This is a genomic window from Paenibacillus catalpae, assembly GCF_900112695.1.
GTDB lineage: Bacteria > Bacillota > Bacilli > Paenibacillales > Paenibacillaceae > Pristimantibacillus > Pristimantibacillus catalpae.
This window is the reverse complement of sequence record NZ_FOMT01000001.1, coordinates 387,502-402,345: the sequence shown is the minus strand read 5'-3', so window position 1 is coordinate 402,345 and position 14,844 is coordinate 387,502. Positions and strand designations below refer to the sequence as shown.

At 51.5% G+C, this 14,844-nt stretch carries 14 protein-coding genes; 1 reads left to right on the top strand and 13 read right to left on the bottom strand.

Annotation, left to right across the window (positions count from 1 at the left end; all coding sequences use genetic code 11):
- Position 1 precedes the first annotated feature (1 nt).
- From BM200_RS01350 to BM200_RS01315, 8 genes are all read right to left on the bottom strand, one after another.
- Positions 2 to 958: an AAA family ATPase gene (locus BM200_RS01350; RefSeq protein WP_091180471.1), complete on the bottom strand. Its 957-nt coding sequence runs from the start codon at positions 956 to 958 to the stop codon at positions 2 to 4.
- Between the two features lie 229 nt (positions 959 to 1,187).
- Positions 1,188 to 1,538 carry a stage V sporulation protein AE gene (gene spoVAE / locus BM200_RS01345; RefSeq protein WP_091180467.1) on the bottom strand — a complete coding sequence of 117 codons (351 nt, stop codon included), beginning with the start codon at positions 1,536 to 1,538 and terminating at the stop codon, positions 1,188 to 1,190.
- A 6-nt stretch (positions 1,539 to 1,544) separates the two neighbouring features.
- Complete coding sequence (spoVAD, locus tag BM200_RS01340; RefSeq protein ID WP_091180466.1) at positions 1,545 to 2,558, bottom strand: stage V sporulation protein AD; 1,014 nt, start codon at positions 2,556 to 2,558, stop codon at positions 1,545 to 1,547.
- Position 2,559: 1 nt separating this feature from the next.
- Positions 2,560 to 3,054, bottom strand: a complete 495-nt coding sequence (spoVAC, locus tag BM200_RS01335) for a stage V sporulation protein AC (protein ID WP_091180463.1) — start codon at positions 3,052 to 3,054, stop codon at positions 2,560 to 2,562.
- A 154-nt stretch (positions 3,055 to 3,208) separates the two neighbouring features.
- Positions 3,209 to 3,559 (bottom strand): stage V sporulation protein AE, encoded by a 351-nt coding sequence (gene spoVAE / locus BM200_RS01330; protein WP_091180461.1) that lies wholly within the window; start codon positions 3,557 to 3,559, stop codon positions 3,209 to 3,211.
- Positions 3,556 to 4,575 (bottom strand): stage V sporulation protein AD, encoded by a 1,020-nt coding sequence (gene spoVAD, locus BM200_RS01325; protein WP_091180458.1) that lies wholly within the window; start codon positions 4,573 to 4,575, stop codon positions 3,556 to 3,558. The genes spoVAE (BM200_RS01330) and spoVAD (BM200_RS01325) overlap by 4 nt, the downstream gene beginning before the upstream one ends.
- A gap of 2 nt (positions 4,576 to 4,577) precedes the next feature.
- Positions 4,578 to 5,063 carry a stage V sporulation protein AC gene (gene spoVAC, locus BM200_RS01320; protein ID WP_091180455.1) on the bottom strand — a complete coding sequence of 162 codons (486 nt, stop codon included), beginning with the start codon at positions 5,061 to 5,063 and terminating at the stop codon, positions 4,578 to 4,580.
- Positions 5,064 to 5,088: 25 nt separating this feature from the next.
- Complete coding sequence (locus BM200_RS01315; RefSeq protein WP_091180451.1) at positions 5,089 to 5,949, bottom strand: DUF421 domain-containing protein; 861 nt, start codon at positions 5,947 to 5,949, stop codon at positions 5,089 to 5,091.
- 186 nt (positions 5,950 to 6,135) lie between these two features.
- Here BM200_RS01315 and BM200_RS01310 point away from each other — a divergent pair, with 186 nt between their 5' ends.
- Positions 6,136 to 6,342: a DUF1657 domain-containing protein gene (locus tag BM200_RS01310; RefSeq protein WP_091180449.1), complete on the top strand. Its 207-nt coding sequence runs from the start codon at positions 6,136 to 6,138 to the stop codon at positions 6,340 to 6,342.
- A gap of 218 nt (positions 6,343 to 6,560) precedes the next feature.
- Here BM200_RS01310 and BM200_RS01305 read toward each other — a convergent pair whose 3' ends face one another.
- From BM200_RS01305 to BM200_RS01285, 5 genes are read right to left on the bottom strand one after another with little or no spacing between them, the layout of a single operon-like run.
- Entirely contained in the window at positions 6,561 to 8,405 is a 1,845-nt protein-coding gene (locus BM200_RS01305; RefSeq protein WP_175532699.1) for a DUF2264 domain-containing protein, read from the bottom strand.
- Positions 8,396 to 9,556, bottom strand: coding sequence for a glycoside hydrolase family protein (locus BM200_RS01300; protein WP_091180447.1), 1,161 nt, complete (start codon positions 9,554 to 9,556; stop codon positions 8,396 to 8,398). Before BM200_RS01300 ends, BM200_RS01305 begins: the two co-directional genes overlap by 10 nt.
- Before the next feature lie 10 nt (positions 9,557 to 9,566).
- Entirely contained in the window at positions 9,567 to 11,396 is a 1,830-nt protein-coding gene (locus BM200_RS01295; protein WP_091180444.1) for a hypothetical protein, read from the bottom strand.
- 12 nt (positions 11,397 to 11,408) lie between these two features.
- Entirely contained in the window at positions 11,409 to 13,010 is a 1,602-nt protein-coding gene (locus BM200_RS01290; RefSeq protein ID WP_091180441.1) for a response regulator, read from the bottom strand.
- Positions 13,003 to 14,820 carry a sensor histidine kinase gene (locus BM200_RS01285; protein WP_091180438.1) on the bottom strand — a complete coding sequence of 606 codons (1,818 nt, stop codon included), beginning with the start codon at positions 14,818 to 14,820 and terminating at the stop codon, positions 13,003 to 13,005. The genes BM200_RS01290 and BM200_RS01285 overlap by 8 nt, the downstream gene beginning before the upstream one ends.
- Positions 14,821 to 14,844 lie beyond the last annotated feature (24 nt).

Genomic DNA, 14,844 nt, shown 5'->3' with positions numbered 1-14,844 from the left:
ATCAACGCTCCAGTCTGACAGGAACCTTTGTCTGATCCAGTACTTCAGCGATAATATCTTCGGCTCTGAGACCATTCATCCGCGCTTCCGTTTGAAGCAGCAGCCTGTGGGACAAGACGTACGGGGCTAATTGCTTAATATCATCCGGGGTAACAAACGTACGTTGCGCAAGGAACGCGCTTGCCTTCGCGGCACGGGTTAAAGCAATTGCCGCGCGCGGGCTTGCGCCAAGCAATACATGAGGATGGGTACGCGTTGAGCGAATAACCGAGATCAAATAATTGCCGACTGCATCATCCATATGAACTTCAAGCACCTGCCGCTGAAGCTGTTCAATATCCTCAATTGCCGTTATCTGCTCCATCCGGTCAGAAGGATGTCCAGCCTCATTTGCCATAATCATTCGCTGTTCGTCTGCTTCATTCGGGTATCCGAGCGACAGCTTCATCATAAACCGGTCAAGCTGCGCTTCCGGCAGGGAGTAAGTCCCTTCGAAATCGATCGGATTTTGTGTGGCGAGCAAAATAAACGGACTAGGAAGCATATACGTATCGCCATCAACGGTAACATGCCCCTCCTCCATCGCTTCCAGCAGAGCGGACTGCGTCTTTGTTGTTGCCCGGTTGATCTCATCGGCGAGCAAGACGTTCGTCATAACCGGTCCGGGACGGAAAATAAACTGTTCCTGCTTCGGGTGATAAATCGAAACACCCGTTATATCTGTCGGCAGCAGATCGGGATTGCATTGAATACGCCTGAACTCTCCGCCAATCGTTCTGGCCAAAGCTTTCACTAATTGGGTTTTGCCCGTGCCCGGAACATCCTCAAGCAGCACATGACCGCCTGCAAGGACGGCTATCATCAAACGTTCTATCTCACTTTGTTTTCCTAGAATACATTCATTCAAGCTATTTAAGATTAAGGTACATAATTGCATATCGGCAACACGGGTTTCCATGGACATACCTCCTGCAAAATAATGGGTGCATTAATATAAAAGGGGATTTAGTACCATTTTACAGCAGTACCTTCGGGTAGCACAAATGAATGAACTGCCAAAAAAAATTGGAGGTTTCCACATATCCCGACAAACTTGTAATGAATGATCCCGAGCGCTGCGGCGGCAGGTAATTGGGGCAAAAAAATAGCAGGCTTGCCTCATCCAAGGCAAGCCTGCTTCCTTATGATTATCCCTTCGGACGGACAACAAGCGCCGCCAGGAAAGAGAATATAATCGCTGCGGAAATACCCGCGCTAGTCACTTTAAAGATGCCGGAGATGACGCCGATCCAACCGGAGTTCTCGAGCTCGGTTAATGCCCCGTGAACAAGAGCATTGCCAAAGCTTGTAATCGGCACCGTGGCACCGGCTCCGGCAAAACTGACAAGCGGCTCATACCAGCCTATCCCGTCAATAATCGCCCCTACCACAACCAGCGTTGCCATCGTATGTGCCGGAGTCAGCTTGACGACATCAAATAACAGCTGGCCAACGACGCATATCGCTCCTCCTACGATAAAAGCCCATAGAAATTGCATATCAGGTTACTCCTTTCCGCCGCTGATCGCAACGGCATGTGCGATGCAAGGGATGCTTTCCCCTTGTTGGAAGGAAAGCGGGGATAACAAAGCGCCAGTCGCAACGACCAGTACGCGCTTCAGCTCTCCTTTGGCAATTTTCTTGAGAATATGGCCGTAAGTCACAACGGCGGAGCAGCCGCAGCCGCTTCCCCCAGCCTGTACCTTTTGCCGGTCAACGTCGAAGACCATCAGCCCGCAATCTTTAAAGGTTGTGTCATTCATCGGCACTCCGTCGCGGATAAGCAGCTCCTTGGCCAGCGGATGACCGACACTTGCCAGGTCGCCGGTCACGATCAGGTCATAATCCTTCGGTGTCCGGCCGGTATCGTTAAAGTGTGCTTGAATCGTGTCCACTGCTGCCGGGGCCATTGCCGCCCCCATATTAAACGGATCCTTGATCCCCAGATCGATCACCTTGCCGATCGTGGCATATTCAACCACCGGTCCGTCTCCGGTTGCCGCAACAACAACAGCCCCGGCCCCTGTTACCGTATATTGAGCGGTTGGCGGCTTCTGGGAGCCGTATTCCGTCGGATAACGAAATTGCTTCTCCGCCGTACAGTTGTGGCTGCATGTCCCGGCAAGCACATATTGGCCGGCTCCCGAATTCACCATGAGGGACGCAATTGCCAGCGATTCCATTGAGGTCGAGCAGGCGCCAAACACGCCGATATTCGGAACGCCAAGCGTTCTTGCCGCAAAGCTGTTGCTGATGATCTGATTCATCAGGTCGCCGCCGACATAGAACTGAAGCTGATCTTTTTCAATACGGGCATTGTTCAAGGCAAATTCCGAGGCCTGCTCAAGCAGCAGCCGCTCGGCTTTCTCCCAGCTTTTTTGCTGCATGTCGAGCTCCGGGTGAACCAGATCAAAATCCGCGGCAAGCGGGCCGTCGCCTTCATCGGGACCGACAACGGTAGCCGCCCCGATAATAACGGGACGGTTCTCAAACTTCCAGGTCTGTTTTCCTTGCAGCATCTTAGTGAGCACCGCCCGTACCAAAGATAAGGTGGGCAATACCGACAAAAAAGGCCGCGACTGTACCAAATACCACAACGGAACCAGCCAGCTTGAACATATTGCCGCCAACGCCAAGCACGAGTCCTTCACTGCGGTGCTCCAGAGCAGCCGAGCACATGGAATTCGCGAATCCGGTTACGGGAACGGCAGAACCCGCGCCGGCAAACTGGGCGATTTTGTCATATACCCCCAGACTCGTCAAGATAACGGAAAGGATAATCAGCACAGCTACCGTCGGGTTGCTGGCATCCTCCGGCTTCATGTGCGCCAAATGGATAAAGAGCTGCTGGATCGCCTGCCCAAGCAAACAGATGGCACCGCCTACGATAAACGCACGAATACAATTGCCGAATATAGAACGCGACGGCTCACGTGTTTTGGCAAAGGCTTGATACTCCTTTGGCGACATCGACATTTTGCGGTATTTGCCGCCGCCGGCGCTTTTTACTGCCATAACGCTACACTCCTTTTATGTTCACCTGTTAGGTACATTATTTGTCAACGGAAGAAAGGATATGTATCGATGGGTGAATTGTTCAAATCGGTGTAGACGATTGACCAAACAAGAAGACCCCCGCACCTTGCTGCGAGGGTCTTGTTTATTATATTTATCCTTTGGGCTTCACGAACAAGGCAGCAATGAAGGAGAATATGATCGCTGCGGAAACCCCGGCGCTGGTGACTTTGAAGATACCCGTAATAATGCCGATCCAGCCGGTCTTCTTCATCTCATCCAGAGCGCCGTGGACAAGCGCGTTCCCGAAGCTTGTAATCGGCACGGAAGCGCCTGCACCTGCAAACTTGATCAGCGGATCGTAGATACCAACGCCATCTCCGATCGCCCCCAGTACAACAAGCAGCGTCATCGTATGGGCAGGCGTCAGCTTAAATACGTCAAAACAAATTTGACCCAGCACACAGATCGCTCCGCCCACCAAAAATGCCCATAAAAATATCATAGCTGCCTCACCTCGTTCTCAATGGAAACCGCATGCGCAATACACGGAATCGTCTCCCCTTGCTGGAAGGAGATCGGTGATAATAACGCTCCTGTCGCAACAACAAGAATACGGTTCAGCTCCTTCTCGCGCATGCGCCGGAGCAAATGACCGTAAGTAACGATTGCCGAGCAGCCGGCACCGCTGGCGCCGGCCTGCACCTTTTGCTTCTCATAGTCATACATCATCATGCCGCAGTCCTTGTAGACCGTCTGCTGAATCGGAAACTTGTTTTTCTCGAACATTTCATTAGCAATCGCATATCCAACCTTGGATAAATCACCCGTCACAATCAGATCATAATAACCGGGTTCTATCCGTAAATCCCTGAAATGAGCTTGTATCGTATCAACAGCTGCAGGCGCCATTGCCGCCCCCATATTAAATGGATCGGTAATCCCCATGTCAACAACCCGTCCCATCGTGGCCGAGGTGACATAGGGGCCTTTGCCTTGCTGCGTCACTATGCTCACGCCGGCTCCCGTTACTGAAAACTGGGCAGTCGGCGGCTTCTGCGAGCCATATTCCGTCGGGTACCGGAACTGCTTCTCAGCGGTAGCGTTATGACTGCAGGCGCTTGCCATGGCATACTTGGCCGAACGCGAATTGACAAAATTCGCTGCAAGGGCAAGGCTTTCCATCGAGGTTGAACAGGCTCCAAATACGCCGATATAGGGAATTTGCAGCGTTCTTGCCGCAAAGGTGGAGCTGATAATCTGATTCATCAGATCGCCGCCAACGAGAAAGTTTATGGACTCCTTGGTGATGCCGGCTTTCTCAATCGCCAGATTGGCTGCTTCCTCCAGCAGCGTCCGTTCGGCCTTCTCCCAGCTGTCCTGACCAAGCCTGAGATCGCCATGTACGATATCGAAATCGTGCGCAAGCGGACCCTGCCCTTCAAACGGTCCAACAATAGCAGCAGTTCCGGCAATAACCGGATTATTCTCAAAGAGCCAGCTTTGATGCCCTTTCAGCATGGTCAGTGACCTCCCCCAACGGCGCCAGGATTAAAGATAAGGTGGACAATGCCGACTACAAATGCGGCGACTACGCCAAAGACGATAACGGGACCGGCGATTTTAAACATTTTTCCGCCTACGCCTAATACGAGTCCTTCACTCCGGTGTTCAATTGCAGCGGAGGACATCGAATTGGCAAATCCGGTAACCGGAACGGCAGAGCCGGCTCCTGCCCATTGGGCTAACTTATCGTAAATCCCAAGGCTGGTTAGCACAACCGACAGAAAGATTAAGACCGCCACGGTCGGATTGCTGGCCTTCTTCTCATCAAAGCCAGCCCAATGAACAAACATTTCCTGCACGGCCTGACCAAAAATGCAGATCGTTCCGCCGACAAGAAAAGCTTTAAGGCAGTTGATGAGAACGGGCCTTTTTGGCTCGTGCTTTTTGGCTAATGTCTGATACTCCTGCTGAGCCGGTGTTAATTTCTTATTATTACTGGACATCTAGCTTACCTCCTGACACTTATGATCAATGATGCAGAAGAGGCTTCATTTTCGTGATGACCTGCTGCATTTCTTGCGCGCATCGTTCGTACATGTGTTTGGCTTCCGTGTTTTGGGTCGACAGCCCGAACAGCTCCAGATCCGCTTCGATTTTCTTCAACGAGGCGTACAGCTCGGCCTTAAGCTGTGGCTGCGGTACTTTAATATGGTCGTCATACAAATCCACATACAGCTGACGGTAAGCATCAACCTGACCGATGAAGACATTATCGAGCGATACACCTATCTTCTCGAGCTCGGTTGTGAGCCATCTGCGGTTAAGGCCGACAGTAGACAACGGCTCATCCATGATTTTGCCATCCATAATGACGGTCTGAGGTTCATGTTCCGGAGCCACCTTAATACCCAGATGCGCCGGGGTAATCGGCTGATTCTCCCTCGTCAGCAGCACGCTGATATCTCCGCTGGGCTCCATAATGGCAAATTCGACATCAGCTACGCGGAATGCATTCTTTTTGCGCAGCTGTTCAAGAAGCTCGTCGGTGGTTAACCGTTCCTTCTTCAGGTTGTCCTCCAGCACCTTGCCGCCTTTGATCAGAACGGTCGCTTTACTGTCAATGAGATCACGGGCTTTTTTGCTCTTCAATTGTAGATATTCAATGCCAAAGGAAACGGCAACCCATACCCCCAGTGAGATCAAACCCAAGTACCACGTGGCTTCCAGATCCAGCGATACGTACGCTGCCAGGTTGCCGATGGAAATCCCGGTGATGTATTCAAAGAACGAAAGCTGGGAGATTTGCCGCTTTCCAACGATCTTCGTCAGAATAAAAAGGACAAATATCGCCAGTAAAGTACGTAGAGAAATCTCTAACCAGTCCTGCACAATTCGAGTCCCCCTGTCGCTTATTACTACGTTAAGATTATTTGTCAAAAGCGGTGCCGCAACACGAATAACCATTTTCCACAGAAGGAAAATGGTTCAGGTGAACCTGGCGTTAATTCCCATGAATGCCATAGGAGGAAGCCTGCCATATTAGTTTTGTTGTCAGTTCTTAAGGAGGTGTTGGACATGACCGTAGCATCCGATGTAAAAACATGCGTTGCCTCTTTGAAGAGCGCGCAGGCAAGCCTGGAGCAATTCGCTTTGTCAACCGAGAATAAAGCAGCCAAGCAAATGTTCGAGCAGGCTGCACAGCAGACGCAATCCATCGTCGATCAAGTAGCCGGCCGTGTGAAGGAGCTTGAAAGCGAAGAGCCTCAATATATTGGCTTCTAGGCAATTAAAAATGGCCGTGCAGACAATCCGCACGGCCATTTTTTCCTTATGGATTAAAAACAAAAAAACAGCAAAATAACAAGAAGCACATAAAGGACAAGAACAAAGGTCGTTAACGACGGCCTGCGGCCGCTTGGTGCTGTGATGCTTTTCATTGGCATTCCCCCAGTAGGCTTCTGCCAATAGCGTATGCAGCTTGGGCGGGAGCGGTTCATCCTTTATCGTCTAATGATGATTTCTTTGCCGGAAGGACTGGCCACCATGATCTGACCGGCATCAACTGACAGCTTAATCCGCTCACGCCATTGATCGGGATTCACCACGTCTTTGGCACCCGGTTCTCCATAAACAGCAGAAATCAGAAGATGTTTTCCCGGTTCGAGCATTGCCTGGAGCGTAGGAATCGCCGTCCGTTGATGCATCAGGTTTGTATTGGACTGAACCGAAATCAGTTCTGCCCGTTCATATCCGTGAATCCCCGATATTCCGCTGCTGCCAAATCCGGCAAGGCCAATCACGCTGCCTGATGGTCTGCTCACCACAAGCGAAGGATCCAGCGGAAGGGCAAAACCACCCTCGGCAACATCCAGCTCTCTTGCCGTCTCGATCCGGTGGATCCGCAAATGCCACGGCAGGCCGGCAACCAGATAAGTCGTAACCGTTACATCCCTCCAAGGCTTCCACACCGAGATTAGTATATCGCCGTCTATATCGGTCTCTTCATTTTTCCGGCGGACACGGTACAGGTTATCTCCCTCGCTTAATGCAAGCATGGAGTCGAATGCCCCTTGAGACAAGCCCCATTCCGCCCGCGGCACACTGAAGCCAAACGATGCAGAGTAAACAAACTTCTCGTACTTCGCTGAAGTATGGGTATGCTCGTTTGTACTCCGATGGCCGGCATTAAAGGCTGCTATATGATCCCGCTCGCTTTGCCTGCAGATCACCAGATGTGGAGCCTGCTGAACCGTTACTTCCGGAAGTTCAGGAAGCGGAAGTTCTTCTGCCTGCCAGAACGGATCGTCCTCCGGCAATGCCAAAGGCAGGAAGGCTTTCATCGCCCAATAAACGGAGCCGGGCGCGTTATAATTTTCCGCCATAATCAGATTCGGGTAGCTGTACCCTACTGTTAGTACGCCATCTGAAGAGAAAATCGGCTGACTTAACCACCAGCGCAGATGGCGCAAATACAACCCTTTTATCACGCCGGGCTCAAATGGCTGAACGCCGGCAAAGGCATACGCTCCCCACAAAGCTCCCTGTGCGAACCGGTAGGTCAGGCTGCGCCCGTAAGGAAGCGCCCGGCCGTCCTCCGCGAACCAGTTCGCGAATTGCCGTGCAAACACCATTCCCCGCTCCTCAAAGCGTGCTGTCCGTTCCGGATCCTCTTCCTTCATTAGCGCCGCATAGATAAGTCCGCAGTAATGGAAGGACAGCGGCACATAATAATCGCTATGCCCATTAACACCGTCTTCGTACCAGCCATCCCCCAGATAAAATTCCTCAAGACGGTTCAGGTTCGCTTCCAGCTGATCCTTCGCGTGCGGCAGGCCAAGTTTGTAGAAGCCTACATTCACGAGTACATGGAAAAACAGCCAGTTACAATCATGTGCCTTTCGCGCGTTAATCTGGTTCAGCCAATTATAGAAATGCTGCTTCGCTTCAGCACTAAGCGGCTCCCATAAGCGCTGCGGAGCAATCGCTAATGCCAGTCCAAGCGAAGCCATCTCCACAAGACGTTGATCATAATCTGCGACTTCACCCCAGTACTCCTTATGCCCGGGATCCGTCCCGTTCGTAATTCCTTTCAGCACGATCTGCAGCAGCTCATCGTCAATCTTACCGCTACCTGCCGCGAGTGGCGCCAGCCCCCACACCATTCGGGAGAAGCCTTCCATCTGGGCAACATCGGGCGCTTGTCCTGCGCCTGATCCATTTAGCTCAAGGCGCGCTCCCCCGGCTGAATAATACGGCAGCAGCGGCTTCGCCAGCTGGTTGAACGCCAGCTCAAGATCCGCTCTGCAACGCAGCGGGTTAGCTGCAATTGGCGTCTTTATTCCCATGGAATCGTGACGCCTCCTCTTAAGCGGGCGAGACCTTCCACAAAGAAGTAGTCGCCGTAGATAAGCGGCACATCCATGTTTTTGCGTTCCGGATAATGACTTGTGCCATGCAAAATAAGTCCTTCTTCTTCGTCTTGATCAAACGAGCCGTAGTTCTGATACAGAGACTTTAGAATCCGCTCCCCGGCGCTGCTGTAGCTGGACGCTTCAGCTGATGGCACCAGCTCGGCGAGCAGCAGCAAGCCGCATGCCGCGCAAGCGCCTGCCGAAGAATCGCGAAGCACCTTCGTCTCCTCCGGCGCGCGGAAATCCCATACCGGTACGCTGTCTTCCGAAAGCTGCGAAAGGAAGAAATGCGATACCCGTTTGGCCGCATCGAGAAATTCCTGCCGGCCCGTATGCTTTGCTGCCAATGTCAGACCATATAACGCCCATGCCGTTCCGCGGGACCATGCCGACTCCGGCCCAAAGCCTTGGCCGCCGATATACTCGGCTACTTCACCGGATTGCGAATCAAACCGGACAATATGGCGGACCGATCCGTCCGTACGGATGAAATGATTGAGCACCGTCCCCATGTGCGCTTCCGCAACATGGCTGTATCTAGGATCGCCGGTCTCGCGGGATGCCCATTGCAGCAGCGGTACGTTCATCGCGCAGTCGATAATTGCCCAGCCGCTGTTGTCTTCCCCTTCGCTCCAAGGGTTCCACGCTCGAATGAAATTGCCCTTCAGGTTAAAGCGTCCCATTAAATAGTTAGCTGCTTTAAGCGCTCTTCTCCGAGATCCTTCCGCGCCGTTCAATTTATAATTGATGACGCTCGTCAGCAGCCACATAAACCCGATATCGTGATCCAGACGGTCATAACCGTCCAGCACCTCATCCAGCTTCCGCTCGCACTCTTCGGCAATTTGGCGGAACGGCAAGTTTGCATTCCCTTCTCCCTCATGCAGCAGCCATAACAATCCAGGCCAGAAGCCGGCGGTCCACCAATGCGGAGCTTCCAGCACGTACGTGCCGCCTTGGCTCGCATGCGGGAACTCGGCACCAATACGAGAGCTTGTCCGCAGTACCTTCTTCACGGTTTGTTCCCAGGCTTCATTAATCCATGGAGCAGTCTCGATCTGACTTGCAGCAGTTGTATTCATCATCTGATTCCACCTATTCTTGAAATTTAAAGTTCAGTTTAAAGGTATGGTCAAGGGATGCTTCGTCTTTCGAAATAAGAGAAATGCGATAATAGCTTTCTTCCTGACCGGAATGATTCGAGTAGAGGCGTTCTGCAATAGAAACATCCAGAGTCCCCGGTTCATAAGACAGGAGGACCGAATGACGGATGCCCTTCAGCATAATCTGGCCTTCCGCAAGTACATTCGGCACGCATTTGCTTACGATCACTTCCGTAATCGCTCCGCCTTCCAGACTGAACCGGAACGTATCCGTTACGTCGAGTTCCGGAAGTCCGGTTTTGCGCCAGATGAACTGCCGCTCGTAAGAGGAAAGTCCGCTGCCCGGGTAACAAGCCGCGAGCTCCAGCTCGAACCGGTCCTCGGTCTCTCCTTGCTCGACACATGTAACAAACGCCGCACTTTCCGCGCCAGCCGTTTGAAGCTGCCCCTTCACAATCGGCAGGGAATGTCCTTGCGCTCCTGTGCAGTCATAGTTATAACGGACTTCGCCAAAGTATTGCGCCGTATATTCCCCGCTTCCAAGATCCGCGGCAAATGCCGGGTCATCATCGGCAATCAGAATATAATGACCAACGTCGATATGATTATGCGGTTCATTGTTATGTCCGCCTTTGGCCGCAAAGCCGAAGCTGCCTGCTGTATGGCTGACTCTTGAAATCAACCACTGTGCATCAGCCAAATACCAGCTGCCGCCAGCCCAATCCGCCTGTCTTGGAGCATCCGGCCTGTACCAGACCAGATTGCGGAGCGCATGGGCAAAGCGGCTGCAATGATCATCTGTAAAGCCTGCCCGGATGGATATAGGAGCAATGGTTACTCCCTCAATGTGGGAAGCCAGATAATCAGACAAACCTATGTTTACGCTTACATGCGGAGCTGCATCCGAGAAGTTGGCCGGACGGTTTTGCACCAAGTAAGCTTTTTGTTGGAACCTCGCAATGTTCCGTACATGCTCGGAATTTAGCATATCCGCCTTGCCTCCGGTAGCACGCTTCAAGAGATCTGCGAAATAAACGTAGTAGCCAAATCCGTAGTTCCAGTAACCAGGCCCTTCGGCGCATGCACCGTCTTCCCCGAAGCCGGATAAATAATGATTCATCGTCCCGACTGCCCGCTGAATAACGGCCGCCTTCCGGTCCGAATCAAGCTCAAGCAGCAAGGCCGCCGATCCGATTGATCCTGCGCATACCGCTGCCCAGTTATGGTCGGCCGTCTCCCAATGATAAGGCGGATATTGATCATCCAGATAAGGAATGAACAATCTTCGCTCAATCTGTGCAGTAATGGCTTCCCGAAGTGCCAATGGAAGCGATGATTCTGTTATCGTGAGAATCTCCGCCAAGGCAAAGCCGGTCTCGGAAGCAAATAAGTCAATATGGCGGTCAACAGACTGCCCTCTCATATGTGCCGGCAGACACCAGGTCATCTCTTCCAGAATCGCTTCGATCGTTTCCATTAGAGACTGGCGATATTCAGACACATCCGGATAGAGGCAATGCAGCAGCGCAAACGATGTAAGCCGGCTCCTGCGCTCGAAATACAGCCCTTCATAGACAAGGCGGTTTCCGTTTGTTTCAAACAGATCATAAATCTCTTGGCTCAGAGCGGGAATTGGACACCCCAGCAGGCGATTTCCCTCCCTACTAATCTCCCCGATTATCTCCGCATATGACGGGGACTCCGTCATCCCGCGCCAATTAAGGCGGTTACCGGAGTACGTATACAAACTGCTGGCTGCTGCCGGCTGACCCTTCAGCCACTCTTCCAGCACATCCTGCTTCCATTCATAGATCATCCGCAAGTTCCTCTCCTCCTAACCGCGGTATTCGGTTGGCGTTAGCCCTGTCTGTGCCTTGAATGTCTTAATAAAATAACTCTGATTGTCGTAGCCAAGCATCTCGCAAATCTCGCTTACATAATAATTCGTCTGATCAAGTAATTCCTTGGCCCGTTCAATCTTCTGATCCGTTACATATTCGATAAAGGTCAGGCCGGTCTCTTTCTTGAAGAATCGGCTGAAATAACTCGGATTCATGTGCAAATGCGCAGCTACCTCCTCCAGCGTTATCCGTTTGCCCAGATTCATCGATACATATTTGCGGGCTTCCGACACCTCGCGGCGTTTGCTGACCGGCAACGCCTCGTCTCTAGCGGCGATGTACGACAGCAGCTGGGTATGGAACCACTCAAACAAACCCCATAACGAATCGAAATAAACGATTTCCTTATGCAGTTTCTCAGCTGTTAAAGCTTGGGACGCAAACAGCATGGCGTGCAGCTTCAGCCTCATATCGATGAGCAGCTTCAGCACCCAGTCGCGCACTTCCTCCGATGTATATCTCTCGGTGCGGATATGCGCTTCCCATTTGCCGGCCAAAATCCCGATTTTCCCGCCGTCCTTCGCCATAAGCGCTTCACGAATTTCCGCTGCTGCCTGATCATACATCGTAAGCAGGCCTGATACATTCTCCGTATCCTTCTGCCACTTGGTGACTTCCCCTTTGGACAAATAAAACCGCTGTTCATCGGCTTTCAGCAGATTGCATAATGCCTGCTTCAGCAGCTGCGGATTGTCGCAGCTCGTACCGATTAGGAATGCCATTTGAATTTTGAGCACTTGACCAAGGGTCCGCTGCACGGTCTGAAGGCTTGATTGTACCTGATCATACACGTTCTGCTTGAGGCCGGGCTTAAAAGCAAAGAGCAATAAGGACTGTCTGCTGCTGTAGCCGATATGAACAACACGCAGCGGCAGCTCGGCCAGCAGCTCCTCCATAACGTTACTAATCGCAAAATGCAGGGTCTGATCGGAATCGAACCGGTTTTTGATCAGATTATAGCTTTCGATAAAGCTGGCAACGGGAAGACACAGCTCTCCGGGCTGGAATAAGCCGTAAGATCCGAAGTCTCGCTGCCATTGCTCCGCGGAAATAAGCGGCTGCTGAACAAACTCGCGGAACAGCTTTTCCTTGCGCAAATCCTGCGTTTCGCTCACCATTCGCTTCATCCGGTTTTGCTCCGACAACATTTGCCGTTCGCCGTCAAAGCCATTCTTAAACTTCTGCAGCAGCTGGACCAATTCCTCCGGATCAAGCTGATCTTTGAGCAAATAATCCTGAACATCAAGCCGCATCGCCTGCTGGGCATACTGGAACTCGCTGTGACAGGATAAGATGACGATGCGAACCGACGGATTCAATTTCTTGACTCTTTGCGCCAGCTCAAGACCATCCATCTTGGGCATACCGATATCGGTAACGAGAATATCCGGTATTTCCTCCTGCACATGCTCCCATGCCGCGAGCCCGTTCTCGTGTTTGCCGTACAGGACAAGGCCAAGCTTCTCCCAATCTACCACTTCCGATAACAGCTCGATTACCGGATAATCATCATCCACGAGCATCACTTTATACATGAGGACGCCCCTCCTCTCGAATAGGGATATGCATCATAATGCGTGTTCCTTTATCACTATCGACGGTGATATGAAAGGCATCGCCAAACATAATCCGCATGCGCTCCGCGACATTCGCCACGCCAATTCCGGACATCCCGGGACCTCCGGAACGCCCGCTCTCCTGAACGCTTTCCGGGCCGGACCCCGAAGCCGTCAGCCTTGCTCTCAGCCGTTCCAGTTCCTCTGTCTCCATTCCAATTCCGTCATCCTCCACAGCAAGCTCGAGGAAATGATCGGTTCTCTCTGCCGTAATCCGGATCGTGCCGGCACTTTGGTTAAAGCCATGAATAAGCGCGTTCTCCACCAGCGGCTGCAAAATAAACCGCGGTACCCGTATATCAAAGGATGTCACATCTACATCCACAACAAGCCTCGCTTCTTCCTTCTGCCTTAGATTCATCAGCTCTACGTAATGCGTCAGCAGCTCGATCTCTTCATGCAGCAAGATAGCGTCTTCATCCCTGCTGATCGTCATCCGCAGCAGCTTGGATAAGGAAGCAATCATCTTGGCACTGTCCTGATCTCCGCTGCGCATCACTTTCATACGGATCGAATTAAGAACATTAAACAGAAAATGCGGATTAATCTGCGCCTGCAACATCGCGAGCTCCGCCTTGCGCTTTCGCGCGTGCGTAAGTGACACCTCGGCAATCATTTCCTTAATGCGGTCGAGCATTTGGTCGAACAGAAATCCCAATCTTCCGATTTCATCAGCCCCGCGGATACTGGACCGTACTTCCAGATTGCCACGCTGTACGCTGGAGGCTACCTTTCCCAGCTTGATCAATGGCTTCGTCAGCTGTCTCATCAAGAGAAGCAGCAGCATCAGAAACACGATAAAGGAAATAATCTGGAATAGAAATACCCGGTTAAAGATCGAGCTGATATTGACAATCGCATCCTGATAAGGCTCCGTCGCCACCAGATGCCAGTCATTAAAGGAAAGATCAGCTGTTGTCAGCAAAAGCTTCTTATCTCCGTCTTTAATTATGGATGATCCGGCATGCGGATCTCTTTCCGCCATCTGCCTGCTGTATCGGAACGTTTGATTTACCTGCGCCGGATCAGGAGAAGACAGAATTTTGCCGTCCCCGTCTACAAGAAGGACCTCCTGACTGCCGGTCAGGCTGCCTAATATACGGCTGAATTTATTTTCCATCATCGTCACGATGACATAACCGTAGATCCGCGTGCTGTCAAATCGTAAAGTCCTGGCGACCGAGATTTGATAAGGACTGCTTATCCGGTCATAAGGAAAAATCGTAGGTGATGTGCTTACCCAATAAGACTGCAGTCCCGTCAGCTGCTTCAGGTTGTTAAACCAGGGCTCTTGCTGAAAGAGCTGCGGATTCACTTCATCCTTGGAATAGTTCGTAAACGTCTCTCCATTGGTCAATATAATGGTGATATAGCTCTTCTCCCCGATATACGTCAGCGTTTCCAGCTGCTGCATAATCCGGTTCGTGGCCGTAAATTTATCATAAGGATCAAGATCCGTATTCAGCATCTTGATAAAGCTTGATTTCATATCCGTATTTACCTGAAAATAGTTGGCGATATTGAGCATGCCCTGGAACAGATTATTAATCGATCCATTTACGAGCTGCATGGAGTCTGTCGCATTTTCCTTCGCCTGCCGTTCAACGGCTTCACGGGTTAAGGAGTTATAGATCAGCATCGTTAATACGGCCGGTATCAATATGCAAAGAACCGCTACAAGGGAAAGTTTTCCTCGTACGGAGTGAAAGTAAGACCGGATGCGGTACATCACAGATGTCCCCCTTAGATAGAA